The following is a 15,052-nucleotide window of genomic DNA, read 5'->3' on the forward strand; positions in this document are numbered from 1 at the left end:
TGCTATTTAACCATTTCGTTATCCAATGAACCTTTTGGCTCATCAGTGGCTATCCAAGCTGCACAAAATAAAGTTAAACGCGCAAAGAAATAGAAGAATGCCATTAGCCCAAGCACTGAACCAAATGCAGCACCGGAAGGTGAGGATGCAAGGTTAGGCAAAATCCAGGTCATGATGGATTTAATGATTTCAAACCCAATGGCTGCCAGTAATGTTCCTTTAAAGAGTGACCTACGGCGATGTTGCATGCGCGGCAGGATCCAAAAAATCCACAGAAATAATAGGAAGTTAGCCGTAATTGATATCGTTAAACCAATGAGTGTCCAAGCCGGTTTCAGCCATTCTATACCGCCTAGTCCAAGTGTACTGACAATCGTTGCTTGTGCAGAGCCAGCAACAGAGGTCAGCGTAATTGTCACAACTAAGGCAATAAGTAGGCCAATTAAAGCAAAGAAGTCGCGAATATAGCGGAAGATAATATTTTCATGTTCATCTTCATTACGTTCCCATACAGGGCGAGATTGCGCCAAAATAGCTAAACGTAAGTTATTAACCCAATTAACCCCTGAGTAGACTGCTAAAGCTAACCCTGTCAGCCCAACGGTTGTACGTTGACGGATGGCGGTATCTATTGTTCTTTCTAATGTATTTGCGAGTGTCGGATCAGTAATATTTGCAGAAATTCCACGAACTAATTTTTCAAGTAATTCAGGATTACTAGCTAATACAAAACCGGCAGCAGCGAATGAAAACATTAAAACGGGGATTAAAGAGAGAAAGGAGAAATAAGTGATCGCAGCTCCAAACTGGTTCCCCATTCGGTCGTTAAAGCGTTGCACGGTACGAATGATATGAGCAATAAAAGGAATTGCACAAATAAAGTTCACAACGCGCATTGAGAAGGTCACTGCTTTTTTACTGCCATCAATACTTCTATTCAGTGTTGCTTTCAGTTTATTGGTATCTTTTTGTTCTTCTTCCTGCGTATTCGACATTTAATCCCCTTTTCCCGCAACTAAAAATTGTCTGACTTTTCGACCTATTTAATGCCTATAAATGAATAATATGCATAATACTATAGCTTAAATTGGCTAGTAACTTCATCCCAATGACTATTTTAAGAGATAAATAGCCATTGGAACGTTTGTATAAAGTCAAAGCAACTAGCTAATTAATCAGAGGAAAAGGGACATTAGAAATTAAAGCGCATCTTTATAAACTTGCAGTTCAGCTTGAGCTTCTTTTAACTCGGCTTGTGCTTCCGCGAGTTTTCTTTCACGCTTTTTAATTTTGCTTCTGTCATCACCTTTTAATTTTTCTTCCTGCAACTCAGCTTCGCGCTCTTGTACTTTTTCTGTTTTTTCAGCCACCTCTTTTTGGCTATCTCGGTATAAAGATTCTGGAGTGCAATAACGATTCACATTATCGAGTGCTTCTTCTAAGCCTTTAACTCGATGTTGATTTCCATGTTGTTTAGCGTAATTAATTTGCTCTTCAATGCGTTGTTTTTTTATTTCGCAGCCATTTTGTGTTTTTGCTGCCATTACTGATGCGCTCGTAAAAAAAGAAATACAAATACTAGTTGTAAGGAGTATTTTATTCATCATTTACCTCTGTTTATTTTAAAATTTGTGCTTAGGATAGCGTTTTATTTCTTTTCGGTCATGTGAATTTTAACACAGCTATGGTTATGACATTTGTAGTTAATTTTAGCTATAATGACGCGGATGAATAAATCCGGTCTATTTTTTGTTCAAAAGGGCTATCTTTAAAGAACCTATTTAATAATAGTCATCTTAGTGGCTAGTATTGAATTTCCTCAGGAAACAAACGTTACATGTTAAGTTATCGTCACAGCTTTCACGCAGGCAACCATGCTGATGTGTTAAAACACACAGTACAGAGCTTGATTATTGAATCTCTGAAAGAGAAAGAAAAACCGTTTCTGTATTTAGATACACATTCAGGTGCTGGCCGTTATCAATTAACGGGGGAGCATGCAGAAAAAACAGGTGAATATCTTGAAGGGATTGCGCGCATTTGGGAGCAACCTGATTTACCTGAGGAATTATTACCGTACATGAATATTGTGCGCCAATTGAATGATAATGGGCGCTTACGCTATTACCCAGGTTCACCATTATTAGCAAAATATTTATTACGTGAACACGATAAACTGGTATTAACTGAATTACATTCGAGCGATTATCCATTATTGCGCACCGAATTTTCACGGGATAACCGCGCGCAAGTTTTCAAGGAAGATGGATATCAACAACTGAAATCGAAATTACCCCCACAGAGTCGACGTGGTTTTGCGCTGTTGGATCCTCCTTATGAGATGAAGACGGATTATGAAGCAGTAGTGAAAGGGGTGGTAGAAGGCTATAAACGCTTTGCAACAGGAACTTATGCAATTTGGTATCCTGTTGTATTACGGCAACAAATTAAGCGCATGGTCAATCAATTAGAAGCAACGGGCATTCGTAAAATACTACAAATTGAATTGGCGGTACGCCCTGATAGCGACCAACGTGGAATGACAGCGTCTGGTATGATAGTGATTAACCCACCTTGGAAACTTGAGCAGCAAATGAAGAATGTGCTGCCGTGGTTACATAAAACACTCGTCCCAGAAGGTACAGGACATACGTTAGTTGACTGGATTGTGCCAGAGTAAACGGTATTTTTGATAGGTAACGTCGATTAAATCAATAGGCTTTACCTATCTAAAAGCGCTATTTATATCATGACAATCAATAGCATGATGCGAGAAAATGCATTCATAAATCATTCAATCAATGGGAATAACCAAATTATGAGCAAACATTACGACTATATCGCAATTGGTGGCGGAAGCGGTGGTATTGCGTCGATGAACCGTGCAGCAATGTATGGGCAAAAATGTGCCTTAATTGAGGCGAAAGCATTAGGTGGAACTTGTGTTAACGTGGGCTGCGTGCCGAAAAAGGTGATGTGGCATGCGGCACAAATTTCTGAAGCTATTCGCAATTATGGTCCTGATTATGGTTTTGATGCGACAATTAATCGTTTTGATTGGAAAACATTGATTGATAGCCGTACTGCTTACATTGATCGTATTCACCAATCTTATGACCGTGTCTTAGGCAATAACAAAGTCGATGTTATCAATGGTTTTGCACGTTTTATTGATGCCCATACTGTTGAGGTAAATGGTGAAACCTACACGGCAGACCATATTTTGATTGCAACTGGCGGGCGTCCGGTGATCCCTGCTATCCCAGGTGCAGAATATGGCATGACTTCTGATGGCTTCTTTGAACTTGAAGCCTTACCAAAACGTGTTGCGGTTGTGGGAGCTGGTTATATTGCCGTTGAACTCGCAGGTGTATTAAATGGCTTAGGTGCAGAAGCGCATTTATTCGTGCGTAAACACGCCCCGTTACGCTCATTTGACCCACTTATTGTTGAAACATTAGTGGAAGTCATGAATACGGAAGGGCCAAAACTGCACACAGAATCAATTCCAAAAGAAGTCGTGAAAAATTCAGATGGTTCACTGACATTGAAATTGGAAAATGGCCAAGAACAAACGGTAGACGCATTAATTTGGGCAATTGGCCGTGAACCAATGACTGATAACCTGAATATTGAAGCCACAGGTGTCGCACTGAATGAAAAAGGCTATATCAAGGTTGATAAATACCAGAACACCAATGTACCGGGTGTCTACGCGGTGGGTGATAACACTGGCGCGGTTGAATTAACCCCAGTTGCGGTTGCGGCTGGCCGTCGTTTATCTGAGCGTTTATTTAATAATAAACCGGATGAGCACTTAGATTACAGTAATATTCCAACGGTGGTATTCTCACACCCACCAATTGGCACTGTTGGTTTAACTGAACCAGAAGCAATTGAAAAATATGGCGCTGATAAAGTTAAATGCTATAAGTCATCTTTCACAGCCATGTACACCGCGGTTACTTCGCATCGTCAGCCTTGCCGTATGAAGCTAGTTTGTGTTGGCGACGATGAAAAAATCGTTGGTATTCATGGCATTGGATTCGGTATGGATGAAATGTTACAAGGCTTCGCGGTTGCATTAAAAATGGGCGCAACCAAAAAAGATTTTGATAATACTGTTGCTATTCACCCAACCGCAGCGGAAGAATTTGTGACCATGCGTTGATCCATTGGTTATCTTAAATTAAAAGCTAAGTTCATCTGAACTTAGCTTTTTTTTGGCATTATTTTGCCAACAGTTCAGCAATCGCAGGAATGGCCGCTAAGCTATCAAGGTATTTTTGCATCGCAGGGGTGGTTTCCATGACTTGGTATTTAACTAAAAACATCACAAATGCGCCGATATACACATCGACAGCCGTAAATTGCTCGCCACAAATAAACGGTTTAGCATTGTTTAAACCCACTTCTAAACACGCCATGGCGCGCTCGATAGAACCAAAGCCAGAAGATTTTTGTTGCTCTTCGTCTAATTGAATGCCTAAATTATTGATGGTAAAGGCAGATTCAATTGGCCCAGCAGTAAATAGGAACCAACGGTAGTAATCTGCACGTTTAGGGTCGCTCAAGGCCGGTGCTAACCCTTTTTCAATAAACTTATCTGCTAAATATAAGCAAATGGCGGCAGTTTCAGTGACAATGGCATCACCATCAACAAGCGCAGGGACTTTTGCCATGGGATTAATTGCAAGATATTCAGCAGTGTGCATATCCGCGCCATAACCTAATTCAACACGTTTGTAAGGAATGTCTAAAATTTTTAAAAGTAGGTCGACAGTATTACCGCGTGACATTGAATTAGTAAACAGAACCAGTTCGCTCATGGTGATTTCCTTATATGAAGTTGAGCGCTTACTATAAGGGAGTCGAGTGTCAGAAATTGTCAGGAGAGACGCACAATACTTCTTTTTGCCAACGTTCTAGTAGGTAATTTTTGGGGTAAGGTAGCTTATCTGAAAGTGCCTGATAAGATTGAATGCGGTCTAAACGGAAGTGGCGGTAACTTTCACGTAATTCACACCAAGCGGCCAAAACTTGTGAATCTTTCATATAACCAATCGCAATTGGCCAAATAGTGCGTTTGCTAGGTTGATTTTGTCCATCCAGGTAAGTCATTTGAGCTTTGCACTCTTCTCGCAAGCTTAAACGCAAATCTTTAGCTATCGTGTCATTAATTTCATAGAAATGGGTGGTTGGGGCAAATAAGGTATTTTGATTTAGGATTTTCTGTGAATGACCTGCCACCACCGCATTAATCTTACTTATCGCTCGTATTGCTGAGCTTTTTAGTTCAGTGTCTGTATTACTTTTTACCCAACGTAAACCTAATATTAAGGCTTCGAGCTCATTTTCATCAAAAGTTAAAGGCGGTAATAACAGGCCCGTTTTTAATTGGTAGCCAATACCGGCTTCACCAATAATCTCAGCACCTTGGTCGCGTAAGGATTCTATATCCCGATAGATCGAGCGAACGCTGACCTGCAGTTGTGATGAAAGTGCTTCTGCCGTAATCGGATAGCGATTCTCTTTGAGTATCTGCAATAATGTGAGTAGGCGCTGCGTGCGGGTCATAAAGTCGTCTGCTTAATATTATAGAAGGAGAAAAACAGCAAAGATAATGTGTCTAACTATAATAAAAAAATAATAAGCGGAATGCTAATTTATTGGCGATAAAGGGAGTGGGGAACTCCCTTTATCGATAGAGATAAAATAAACGGTAATATCATTTAAAACGTTAAAACCGTTTTCAAACCCAAGACCCACGCATCTGATGTTCTTTTGACACCGCCCGGTTGATGCCAATACTGCATACTTGGTTGGAGTTCCAACCAATGAACAGGCTTAAAGCGATAATAGAGTTCTGCGTTTAATGCGTTTGAAGTAATAGGATGATATAACGGATCATTATAATCGGTGATCCCTAACTGCTTATTTTGTATTTTTTGGTTTTTTGCAAAGTGGTCACTAAGCTCAATATAGGAAACACCGAGGCCAATCCAATCTTCAGGTCTGGCATCAAAAGCCCCGCGGTAGCGAAGGGAGCTTGAGACAACATAATTCATGAAATTACTGCGCTCATCGTGGTAACTGCCACTAACCGATAGACTTAATCCTCGATTTTCATCGTCTTGATGGCGAGTTAACTGTTGGTTCATTCCGCCATAGGCAAACCATGTGTGGTTGTAGCTTTTATCTTTATAGAGGTCATGCTGTTTGGCATTGGTATATAATAACCCTAGGTTATAGGCACCAGGCAACCCATTGACGAAAGTGCGGTTTTCAATTTCTAAAGGTAATAAAATGCCTTTACTGCCTTTGGTTGACCAACTCCACGCATGGCTTCTATCCGTTGCTTGAGGATTTTGTTCCATAACCCCTGTTTTGATGGTGATTCCGGGGGTGATTTTATAGCTAACCGTTGTTCCCCAAGTGTGAATATTCCAGTTACTCCATGTCAGGGCGTTAGCTGATTTTCCGCCACATTGGCTGAGTAATTGGAAATCACAAGGAATAATTTGGTCGAACTCTTGTACTTTATTCATCATACCAATACGCCAGGTTAGTCGGCGGTCATCAAAGCTACGAGCGAAGGTTAGCCATCCTAATCGTGTTATGGAGCCGCCCCCATAGCTTTCTTGTGCAAGGTCGTTATTCGGTACTCGAGGGTCTTGCAGGCGTTTAATGGTCAGGTTGTCTTCATGGTTTCGATTGACAATATTTCCTTCAATACGGGCATCTGGAATACCTGTCCAACGTTCAAGGTCTTGTGTGAATGTAAAAGCAAATTGGTCGATATAAGCAGTATGTTTATCATTATTGTAGCCACCCCCTGCATTATAGGCGACTTGGCTCAAATAATTGCTGTGAAATGAAAAACCGTGGTCGGATAATATAGGACGTATTCCTAACATATCGCCAAATATTCCTTTAGGGGCGGGCTCAAAGCCTAAAACAGTTCCATTCCATTGTTGCTCATTCGCGATAGCAGGTAACGTTAAAAATAACAAAGAGAATAATAATTTTTTATTCATGTCGGAAATAACCTATTAGCAATAGTTTGCCTTAACCCAATAGTAGATAATGGGTTTATGCAGTTGTCTTTTTAATCTAAGGGCTCTCGAGATAAATAAATTATCCCGAGATATTTTTTATTATATTGAGGTATTTATTTTATTAGCGTAATAACTCTCCTTGGCTCTTAATAATACTTTGATACCAATAAAAGCTTTTTTTACGTTTTCTTTCGAGAGAGCCATTACCTTGGTTGTCACGGTCAACATGAATAAAACCATAGCGTTTTGACATTTCAGCTTTGGATGCGCTAACAATATCAATCGGCCCCCAACTGGTATAGCCCATAATGTCTACACCATCTTGGATGGCTTCATGTATCTGAACTAAATGGTCGTTGATATATTGAATACGATAATCATCAATAATTTCTCCTTCAGGCGTTATTTCATCAATAGCGCCTAATCCATTTTCAACAATAAATAATGGTTTTTGGTATCTATCCCATAATAAATTTAAAAGTGTTCTCATCCCTTTGGGATCTATTTGCCACCCCCACTCTGAACTTTCTAAATGAGGGTTTGGAACCATGCTGAGAATATTTCCGCGTTTTTTCTCATATTCATCTTTATCCGCAGTCACGCAACCCGTCATATAATAACTGAATGAGATAAAGTCCACGGTATGCTGTAAATCGCGTTTATCTTCTTCTGTAATCGTTATATTAATTTGCTGGTCTTTAAAATAACGCAGCATATAGCCTGGGTATTGCCCTCTACACTGTACATCACCAAAAAACAGCCATTTACGATTTTCCGTCAGGGTTTCCCACACATCATCAGGTTTACAAGTTAATGGATAAACAAGACCCCCTAATAACATATTACCGATTTTGGCATCAGGAATAATGTCATGGCAGGCTTTCGTGACTCTTGCACTGGCAACGAGCTGGTGGTGAATTGCTTGGTAAACTGCTGAAGGAGAACTATTTTCAGGCAGGCCCACGCCAGTCATTGGTGCATGTAAAGACATATTGATTTCATTGAATGTCAGCCACAGTTTGACTTTATCTTTATAGCGCTCAAAGACGGTACGTGCATAACGTTCGAAAAATTCAATTGTTTTACGGTTTCCCCAACCGCCATACTCTGTCACTAGGTGATAGGGCATTTCATAATGGGATAAAGTAATAACGGGTTGAATGTTATATTTCGCCATTTCATCAAATAAACTATCGTAAAAAGCGAGGCCGTCTTCATTGGCTGTTAATTCGTCACCAAGTGGAAATATACGGCTCCATGCAATAGAGGTGCGTAAGCAGGTGAAGCCCATTTCAGCAAAAAGAGCGATATCCTCTGGATAGCGATGATAAAAATCGATAGCGACATCTTTAATATATTGGTCGTTATCATTTCGTTCAACAAGCTCTCCAAAAATACCATTTGGCTGAACATCAGATGTACTTAATTCTTTCCCTGCCGTTAAATATGCGCCTTCGGCTTGGTTTGCTGCAATTGCGCCACCCCATAAAAAGGTATTCGGAAATTTGGTCATCATTTTAATTCCTTATTTCGGATTAACTGTCATGAATGTAAGTCCAGAATTGATTGTCTGGTTCAGCAAGGTTGTTTCAACGGCGGCGTAATCATCACTATTACTAATAATGATTGGCGTTGTTAAGTCATAACCAGCCTCAATAATTTTCTCTAATTCAAAGGTGAGAAGAAGGTCACCGGCTTTGAATGTATCCCCTTGTTTAACTTGGGGGGTAAAGTAAAGCCCATCGAGTTTTACGGTATCGATGCCAACATGGATTAATAATTCAATTCCACTTTGGCTTAATAGACCTAGCGCATGGCCAGTTTTAAAAAATGAGCCAACTTCACCATCGAATGGGGCATAGACTGCGCCAACAGTTGGGACAATGGCGGCACCTTGTCCGAGTAATCCACTGGCGAATGTTTCATCAGGGACATTTGTTAGTGGAAGTGAGTGCCCAGACATAGGGGACAAAATATCATTGTCAGTCACGGGTTGAGCTTGAACATGGGTAGGTTGAATGAGTTTAGTTTCATGTTTAAGCCCAAAGAGGCGCGTTGCTAGGCAAGCAAAAACAAAAGAAAGCAATGATCCAATAATCGCTCCCCAAACGGTATTATTGAAACCACTTTCAGGAATGATTTGTGTGAAAGTGAAAATGTTGACTAAGCCAAAAGAGTAGGTCAGCGTTTGGCTATAACCGATGATTGCACCACCGACACCACCACCGATGCAGCCAAAAATAAAGGGACGGCGCAGCGGTAAAGTGACGCCATAAACGGCGGGTTCGGTAATGCCAAAGATCCCTGCGGTGACGGAAGAGCCTGCCATAATCCGCATCTTTGCATTGCGAGTGGCTAGCATGACGCCAAGTGCTGCACCGACTTGCCCCGCAACGGCAGGAAGAAGCAATGGAACCAGCGCATCTTGTCCATAAACACTAAGATTATTGATGCTAATGGGAACAATGCCCCAATGTAGGCCGAAAATAACACAAACCTGCCAAATCGCCCCCATAAATGCACCAGCAATAACGGGGGTAAAGTTATAAATAGTTTGGAAAGTATCTGCAATTAATAGGCTTAGCCAGGTTGCTGATGGGCCAATAACCAAGAAAGTGAGAGGAACGATAATCAGTAAACATAAGAGTGGCGAGATGAAGTTTTTCATCGCAGCAGGCAATAAAGTATTCAGCTGCTTTTCTAATAAACAACTCAGCCAAGCTGCAAAGATAATAGGAATAACCGAAGTACTATAATTAATGAATGTAACAGGTAAACCTAGAAAATATTCAGTAGCCGAACCATTAAGGCTTTGTTGAAATGCCGCTATCATTGATGGGTGTACTAAAGCACCACCAATTGCCATGGTTAAGAATGGGCTTCCTCCAAACTTTTTACCCGCGGTATAACCGAGAACTAAAGGGAAAAAATAAAATAATGAGTCACTGGCAGCAAACCATAATTTATAAGTGGCACTTTGTTCTGATAACCAATTAAGAGTGACAGATAAAGAAAGGAAACCTTTTAAAATCCCCGAGGCTGCCATCACGCCGAGTATTGGTGTGAATATACTGGAGACAATATCGATAAAATGGCTAAGAATATTTTCTTTGTCTTTTTTCTCGTTAGCTATCTGACCGCTTTCTTTTAGGGAATGTTCTGTCGTTACATCTTCTTTGCCAATGAGTTGGTTTATTGCGTTATAAACCTCATGTACATGGTTACCAATAACTACCTGAAATTGGCCCCCGCTTTCAACAACGGTAATCACTTCTGAGTTTTGCTTTAAATGCTCAGGGTTGGCTTTTTTTATCTCTTTAAGCTTAAAACGCAAACGCGTTGCACAATGAATGACATTGACGATATTGTCTTGGCCGCCTACATCGTTAATTATCTGCTCTGCTAAAGGTTGGTACTTCATAAATATTCCTTTATCACTTTATGATGAACACTAGCGCTATTAATGAATATGCAAAAAAAAACCTGATGCACACTCGCCTAATGAGGCGAGTGATAATCAGGTTTTGCCCACCATGAGTTGGTGGTAACAATCCATTCGGTTTTTATTCGTTGTCAGTTAAATAGCGAATTTAATTTTGTGGTAACGCGTTCTCTTTTCTCACGCGCTCAATATGGATAGTAAGAAACATACGTTCTTCATCTGTTAAGTCGCGTTGGTATTTTTTCTGTAAAAACTGGCTTATTTTTTCGGCACATTGCCAAGCAATGGCATAATTTTCTTTAATCACAAGATGCATAGAAACATCATCATTCGGTACTGGCGTATTACTCATCATGCGATGGGCAAAAAACTTTAAATGAGTAACGAAGCGTTGATAACTTAATGTTTCTGCATGGTACTCAACTTTTAGGTTATATTTCACAATGTTCATGATTTCTTGCATCACGTCCATCGTTTGCATAACAACAGGCATTTCCCCTGTAAGCTGCGCATTAACGAAATGTAACGCGATAAACCCAGCTTCATCGATGGGTAAATCAATCTCTAAATCTTGCTTAATTAAGGCCAGTGACGCTAACCCCAACTGGTACTCTTTTGGATAAAGTCGCTGAATTTCCCATAGCATAGTATTAGTGATAGCGAGGCCTTTTTGTTGTCTTTCAATTGCATAATTACAGTGATCAGTTAAAACGATATATAAGCTTTCATGTAGGCTGCCAAGTTTACTTTTCGCATTTTCAATTATCTTGTCACAGACTTGCATGACAGAAATCGGTATTTGGCTCAACAGTTCACTTAATCGGTTTGTTAATTCATGGCTACGTAACTCAAAGATTTTTTCTATTTTTTTAGGATCGATAAAGTCATTAACCTTCATTTGAAAGGCGAGTCCACGCCCCATGATGACAATTTCTTGCTGTTGTTCATTTAGGGCAACGACCACATTGTTGTTTAAAATTTTTGCGATCTGCATTTTGTTTCCCCTGAAACGAAAAAAACCTGATAGCACAATGACAATTCATTGACTAATCAGGTTTTGCCTGCGTGATAAGTGCAGTAACAATCCAATAACTTAATTTCCAAGTACTGTAATTAAACTTTTTGGATTATTCAAACAGCAAAGCATGAAAATGTGAACTCACACGGTCAATTCAGCCAATCTCTTTTTTGCATGACCAATGACCGTGTTGCGCCTATTTAACTGTTTTTTGCCACCAAGACACTTTTTTGCCACCAAGACACAATGTAATCAGCAATTTGTTCTGGGCTATTGATATCTAACTGCGGCACATTTGTATCAATGATTTCATTGCTGGCAACAGCAACCACATAGTCATCAATTAAGCCGTTTAACGGCTTACCCACCTCAGAACGGAACAAGGCAATTTTGTCGATCGTTTCATGTTTGAACCCTTCAACGAGGATCAGATCTAATGAAGTGGGATCGAAACGGCTGGCTAAATAGCGTAGATCCATCTCATTCGTGTCGGGGGTTTCAGTCATCAGTGCCCAGCGTTTTTCACTGGCAACAAGCGTTTGGTCAGCACCAGCTTTACGTAATTCAAAGCTGTCCTTGCCTGGTTTATCCACCTCCATGTCATGGTGAGTGTGTTTAATTAAACCAACGCGTACGTTACGTTGCTTGAGCAGAGGAATAACTTTTTTTAATAGGGTCGTTTTTCCTGTGCCACTGTAAGCGGTAATTCCAAGTAGGGGTAGAGTATTTTGCTTCATGATTCTTTTTGTTGTAGCTCCCAGTTACGGCTATCTTCCAGTGTATTAAGATTCGCAAATGAACCTGACTCGGGTGAGAAAATAACGCCTTTTGCATTAACTCCATGCATAAATAGCATTAATTTACGGTCACCTCTTGCAAGGTAATCATCGAGTTGAGTTTTTAGTGACCGATGTAATAAAGCAAATGTAGGGTGTTCTCGTTCTGCATCACAAGCGTAGCAGGCTAAATGTTTTTCTTTCTCACTAAACATTTTTTCCACTAAATTAAGAGGAAATGCAGGAACATCGCAAGGCACAAACAGTAACCAGTCAGTTGTCGCGTGGTGCAAAGCAGATTGCATTCCTGCTAATGGGCCAGAAAAATGGTTATTTAAGTCAGAAATAACGGTCAATTGGCTTTCGCTGTAACGTGCCTGATTACGGTTTGCATTGATGAGTACTTCGCCAACTTGAGGTTGTAAGCGTGCTAAAATATGTTGATAAAGCGGCTTTCCCGATAAAAGTACCAACCCTTTATCTTGCCCCCCCATTCGAGTGCCTCGGCCACCAGCGAGTATCACACCGGTTATTGACTGACGAAATGACATGTTCAATATCCTTGAATATCTTCAAGAAAATGTTTCAACATTCGTATAAAACACTTTCGAGTATAGTAATTACTAAAATTTATTCTATTTTGCTATAAAATCAATGAATATTCGTGCGTATTGCCGTTAAACTTTACGTAGATTGACAACAGTTCGCTTTTTCTCTTGTATGATTATTGGTAACTTGTATCAAATATTCGTGATAAAGGAATAAACATGAAATGCCATCGCTTAAATGAAGTTATTGAGCTTCTGCATCCTGTCTGGAAAGATAATTCAGATTTAAACTTGGTAGAATTATTGCAAAAATTGGCTGATGAAGCCGGCTTTAAAGGTAGTTTATCTGAGTTAACAGACGATGTGCTGATTTATCATTTAAAAATGCGTGGCTCGGACAGCAATGAAGCGATCCCGGGTTTAAAAAAAGATTATGAAGATGACTTTAAAACCGCTATTTTGCGTGCCCGTGGCATCATTAAAGACTAAAGCGCGATGGATGAAATAGAACATTCGAATTTCCATTTTAGTGGAATTTCCCCTGACTTAATTTTAGATGCCTTAATGGAAGTTGGGGTTTACCCCGAATCAGGGCTACTTGAATTAAATAGCTACGAAAATCGTGTTTATCAGTTCCAAGACGAAAATCGGCAACGTTATGTGGTTAAATTTTATCGGCCTGAACGTTGGAACCGCTCACAAATTCAAGAAGAGCACGATTTTACTTTAGAACTACGAGACGAAGGCTTATCTGTAGCCGCACCTCTTGAGTTTGCAGGGCAAACGGTATTGGAATTTGGTGGGTTTATATTTGCAATCTTTCCGAGTATCGGTGGCAGGCAATATGAAACCGACAATTTGTTTCAATTAGAAAGTGTAGGCCACTTATTAGGGCGTATACACCAAATTGGTCAGCGTAAAAATTTTGCATTTCGTCCGACAATAGGCGTCGATGAATATTTGGCGCAACCCCGCCAAGTGATGGCATCGAGTCCTTTGATTGCGGAACGTTATAAAGCCCAATTTATGGCATCTTTAGATGCATTGATTGCACAAGTAAAATTACAATGGCCTGATTCACATTCATCTATTCGCCTACAAGGTGATTGCCATCCAGGTAATATTCTATGGCGCGATGAAGCTTGGATGGTGGATTTTGATGATGCTCGAAACGGGCCTGCAATCCAAGATATCTGGATGCTGCTTAATGGTTCTCGTCAAGAACAAGTCATTCAATTGGATACGTTATTAGAAACGTATAATGAGTTTTGTGATTTTGATGTAAAACAGCTGAAGCTTATTGAACCTCTTAGAGCAATGCGCATGGTACATTACCTCGGGTGGGTTATCCGCCGCTGGCAAGACCCTGCGTTTCCTAGAGCATTTTCATGGCTACAAGCTGATGATTTTTGGCAAAAACAATCGCTCGAATTTAATCAACAAATTGAACGGTTGCAAGACGCCCCTTTGCAGTTAACCCCTCAGTTTTAACTTTTAAGTTTTTGTTTTTGGAGAATGTAGTCTATGAAAAAAATTATGTTGGCTTTGCTTGGTATTGCCATGTCTTTTAGTGCTGCAGCGGCAAACTACACGGAAGGTAAAGAGTATACTGATGTTAAAGCTGTCCCAAATTTACCACAGGTTCTGGAGTTCTTCTCATTTTATTGCCCACACTGTTATCAATTTGAGAGTGTGTATAAAGTGCCTCAAACCGTAGAGAAAAACTTGCCAGAAGGCGTGAAGATGGAACGCTATCACGTTGACTTTCTTGGTCCTTTAGGCGCTGATTTAACCCAAGCTTGGGCTGTTGCGATTGTCCTGAAAGCAGAAGACAAAGTGACACCTATCCTATTTGAAGGCATCCAAAAAACGCAAACTATCAATAGTAAAGCTGATATCCGTAATGCTTTTATCAAAGCAGGTATCTCGGGTGAAGAATATGATGCAGCGTTAAATAGCTTTGTCGTGAAATCTATCGTTGCAAAACAGCAAAACGCAGCGCAAGACTTAAAACTTCGCGGTGTTCCTGCACTATTTGTTGATGGTAAATACCAAGTTCGTAATAACGGTATCTCAGTTGATAATGCGGCTGATTATGGTAAAGAGTTCTCTAACGTTGTGAACTTCTTAATCAGTAAAAAGTAATCGTACATAGACGGTGGTATATTCACCATCGTCTATTTTCTTCTCGTAATATCCACAATTCTAAG

At 40.2% G+C, this 15,052-nt stretch carries 15 protein-coding genes; 5 read left to right on the top strand and 10 right to left on the bottom strand.

Translation table 11 applies throughout. The features are described from left to right. Nucleotides 1-2: 2 nt before the first annotated feature. Both yhjD and M0M83_RS01515 read right to left on the bottom strand, forming a co-directional pair. On the bottom strand, nucleotides 3-995 hold the full coding sequence (gene yhjD / locus M0M83_RS01510) for an inner membrane protein YhjD (protein ID WP_248467432.1): 993 nt from the start codon (nucleotides 993-995) through the stop codon (nucleotides 3-5). Nucleotides 996-1,199: 204 nt separating this feature from the next. Continuing rightward, nucleotides 1,200-1,604, bottom strand: a complete 405-nt coding sequence (locus M0M83_RS01515) for a DUF1090 domain-containing protein (protein WP_248467434.1) — start codon at nucleotides 1,602-1,604, stop codon at nucleotides 1,200-1,202. Between the two features lie 233 nt (nucleotides 1,605-1,837). On the opposite strand from M0M83_RS01515, the gene M0M83_RS01520 reads away from it, so the two are divergent. Together M0M83_RS01520 and gorA are read left to right on the top strand one after the other, a co-directional pair. Continuing rightward, the gene (locus M0M83_RS01520; RefSeq protein ID WP_248467436.1) at nucleotides 1,838-2,680 is read left to right on the top strand and encodes a 23S rRNA (adenine(2030)-N(6))-methyltransferase RlmJ; all 843 of its coding nucleotides are present in this window, start codon (nucleotides 1,838-1,840) and stop codon (nucleotides 2,678-2,680) included. A gap of 138 nt (nucleotides 2,681-2,818) precedes the next feature. Further along, the gene (gorA, locus tag M0M83_RS01525) at nucleotides 2,819-4,171 is read left to right on the top strand and encodes a glutathione-disulfide reductase (RefSeq protein ID WP_102138925.1); all 1,353 of its coding nucleotides are present in this window, start codon (nucleotides 2,819-2,821) and stop codon (nucleotides 4,169-4,171) included. Between the two features lie 58 nt (nucleotides 4,172-4,229). Here gorA and M0M83_RS01530 read toward each other — a convergent pair whose 3' ends face one another. The 8 genes from M0M83_RS01530 to mobA all read right to left on the bottom strand — a co-directional run bounded on the left by M0M83_RS01530 (nucleotide 4,230) and on the right by mobA (nucleotide 12,845). Continuing rightward, nucleotides 4,230-4,829 (bottom strand): glutathione S-transferase family protein, encoded by a 600-nt coding sequence (locus M0M83_RS01530; protein WP_248467438.1) that lies wholly within the window; start codon nucleotides 4,827-4,829, stop codon nucleotides 4,230-4,232. 49 nt (nucleotides 4,830-4,878) lie between these two features. After that, the gene (locus tag M0M83_RS01535; protein WP_125891697.1) at nucleotides 4,879-5,577 is read right to left on the bottom strand and encodes a helix-turn-helix transcriptional regulator; all 699 of its coding nucleotides are present in this window, start codon (nucleotides 5,575-5,577) and stop codon (nucleotides 4,879-4,881) included. A 155-nt stretch (nucleotides 5,578-5,732) separates the two neighbouring features. Next, complete coding sequence (locus M0M83_RS01540) at nucleotides 5,733-7,037, bottom strand: carbohydrate porin (protein WP_248467439.1); 1,305 nt, start codon at nucleotides 7,035-7,037, stop codon at nucleotides 5,733-5,735. A 142-nt stretch (nucleotides 7,038-7,179) separates the two neighbouring features. Next, the gene (locus tag M0M83_RS01545) at nucleotides 7,180-8,571 is read right to left on the bottom strand and encodes a glycoside hydrolase family 1 protein (RefSeq protein WP_213913601.1); all 1,392 of its coding nucleotides are present in this window, start codon (nucleotides 8,569-8,571) and stop codon (nucleotides 7,180-7,182) included. Between the two features lie 12 nt (nucleotides 8,572-8,583). Continuing rightward, a complete protein-coding gene (gene bglF / locus M0M83_RS01550) occupies nucleotides 8,584-10,479 on the bottom strand; it encodes a PTS beta-glucoside transporter subunit IIABC (RefSeq protein ID WP_248467441.1) in 1,896 nt (631 codons plus the stop codon). Nucleotides 10,480-10,648: 169 nt separating this feature from the next. Beyond that, on the bottom strand, nucleotides 10,649-11,494 hold the full coding sequence (gene licT / locus M0M83_RS01555) for a BglG family transcription antiterminator LicT (RefSeq protein ID WP_248467443.1): 846 nt from the start codon (nucleotides 11,492-11,494) through the stop codon (nucleotides 10,649-10,651). Nucleotides 11,495-11,718: 224 nt separating this feature from the next. Further along, a complete protein-coding gene (gene mobB, locus M0M83_RS01560) occupies nucleotides 11,719-12,255 on the bottom strand; it encodes a molybdopterin-guanine dinucleotide biosynthesis protein MobB (protein ID WP_248467445.1) in 537 nt (178 codons plus the stop codon). Then, nucleotides 12,252-12,845 carry a molybdenum cofactor guanylyltransferase MobA gene (mobA, locus tag M0M83_RS01565; protein ID WP_248467447.1) on the bottom strand — a complete coding sequence of 198 codons (594 nt, stop codon included), beginning with the start codon at nucleotides 12,843-12,845 and terminating at the stop codon, nucleotides 12,252-12,254. The genes mobB and mobA overlap by 4 nt, the downstream gene beginning before the upstream one ends. Before the next feature lie 216 nt (nucleotides 12,846-13,061). Between mobA and M0M83_RS01570 the strand changes: the two genes are divergently transcribed. From M0M83_RS01570 to dsbA, 3 genes are read left to right on the top strand one after another with little or no spacing between them, the layout of a single operon-like run. Beyond that, nucleotides 13,062-13,331: a YihD family protein gene (locus tag M0M83_RS01570; protein ID WP_004262581.1), complete on the top strand. Its 270-nt coding sequence runs from the start codon at nucleotides 13,062-13,064 to the stop codon at nucleotides 13,329-13,331. A 6-nt stretch (nucleotides 13,332-13,337) separates the two neighbouring features. Then, a complete protein-coding gene (locus M0M83_RS01575; protein WP_282561408.1) occupies nucleotides 13,338-14,333 on the top strand; it encodes a serine/threonine protein kinase in 996 nt (331 codons plus the stop codon). 33 nt (nucleotides 14,334-14,366) lie between these two features. Then, complete coding sequence (dsbA, locus tag M0M83_RS01580) at nucleotides 14,367-14,987, top strand: thiol:disulfide interchange protein DsbA (protein WP_125891689.1); 621 nt, start codon at nucleotides 14,367-14,369, stop codon at nucleotides 14,985-14,987. The last annotated feature ends 65 nt before the right edge of the window (nucleotides 14,988-15,052 follow it).

Source organism: Providencia rettgeri (assembly GCF_023205015.1).
GTDB classification, from domain to species: Bacteria; Pseudomonadota; Gammaproteobacteria; order Enterobacterales; family Enterobacteriaceae; genus Providencia; species Providencia rettgeri_E.

What these genes read in the sequence shown, in the direction of transcription:
- M0M83_RS01570 (WP_004262581.1), top strand. Translation starts at nt 13,062, where the DNA reads ATGAAATGCCATCGCTTAAATGAAGTTATTGAGCTTCTGCATCCTGTC.
- gorA (WP_102138925.1), top strand. Translation starts at nt 2,819, where the DNA reads ATGAGCAAACATTACGACTATATCGCAATTGGTGGCGGAAGCGGTGGT.
- yhjD (WP_248467432.1), bottom strand. Translation starts at nt 995, where the DNA reads ATGTCGAATACGCAGGAAGAAGAACAAAAAGATACCAATAAACTGAAA.
- dsbA (WP_125891689.1), top strand. Translation starts at nt 14,367, where the DNA reads ATGAAAAAAATTATGTTGGCTTTGCTTGGTATTGCCATGTCTTTTAGT.
- M0M83_RS01515 (WP_248467434.1), bottom strand. Translation starts at nt 1,604, where the DNA reads ATGAATAAAATACTCCTTACAACTAGTATTTGTATTTCTTTTTTTACG.
- mobA (WP_248467447.1), bottom strand. Translation starts at nt 12,845, where the DNA reads ATGTCATTTCGTCAGTCAATAACCGGTGTGATACTCGCTGGTGGCCGA.
- mobB (WP_248467445.1), bottom strand. Translation starts at nt 12,255, where the DNA reads ATGAAGCAAAATACTCTACCCCTACTTGGAATTACCGCTTACAGTGGC.
- M0M83_RS01545 (WP_213913601.1), bottom strand. Translation starts at nt 8,571, where the DNA reads ATGACCAAATTTCCGAATACCTTTTTATGGGGTGGCGCAATTGCAGCA.
- M0M83_RS01520 (WP_248467436.1), top strand. Translation starts at nt 1,838, where the DNA reads ATGTTAAGTTATCGTCACAGCTTTCACGCAGGCAACCATGCTGATGTG.
- M0M83_RS01530 (WP_248467438.1), bottom strand. Translation starts at nt 4,829, where the DNA reads ATGAGCGAACTGGTTCTGTTTACTAATTCAATGTCACGCGGTAATACT.
- M0M83_RS01535 (WP_125891697.1), bottom strand. Translation starts at nt 5,577, where the DNA reads ATGACCCGCACGCAGCGCCTACTCACATTATTGCAGATACTCAAAGAG.
- licT (WP_248467443.1), bottom strand. Translation starts at nt 11,494, where the DNA reads ATGCAGATCGCAAAAATTTTAAACAACAATGTGGTCGTTGCCCTAAAT.
- M0M83_RS01540 (WP_248467439.1), bottom strand. Translation starts at nt 7,037, where the DNA reads ATGAATAAAAAATTATTATTCTCTTTGTTATTTTTAACGTTACCTGCT.
- M0M83_RS01575 (WP_282561408.1), top strand. Translation starts at nt 13,338, where the DNA reads ATGGATGAAATAGAACATTCGAATTTCCATTTTAGTGGAATTTCCCCT.
- bglF (WP_248467441.1), bottom strand. Translation starts at nt 10,479, where the DNA reads ATGAAGTACCAACCTTTAGCAGAGCAGATAATTAACGATGTAGGCGGC.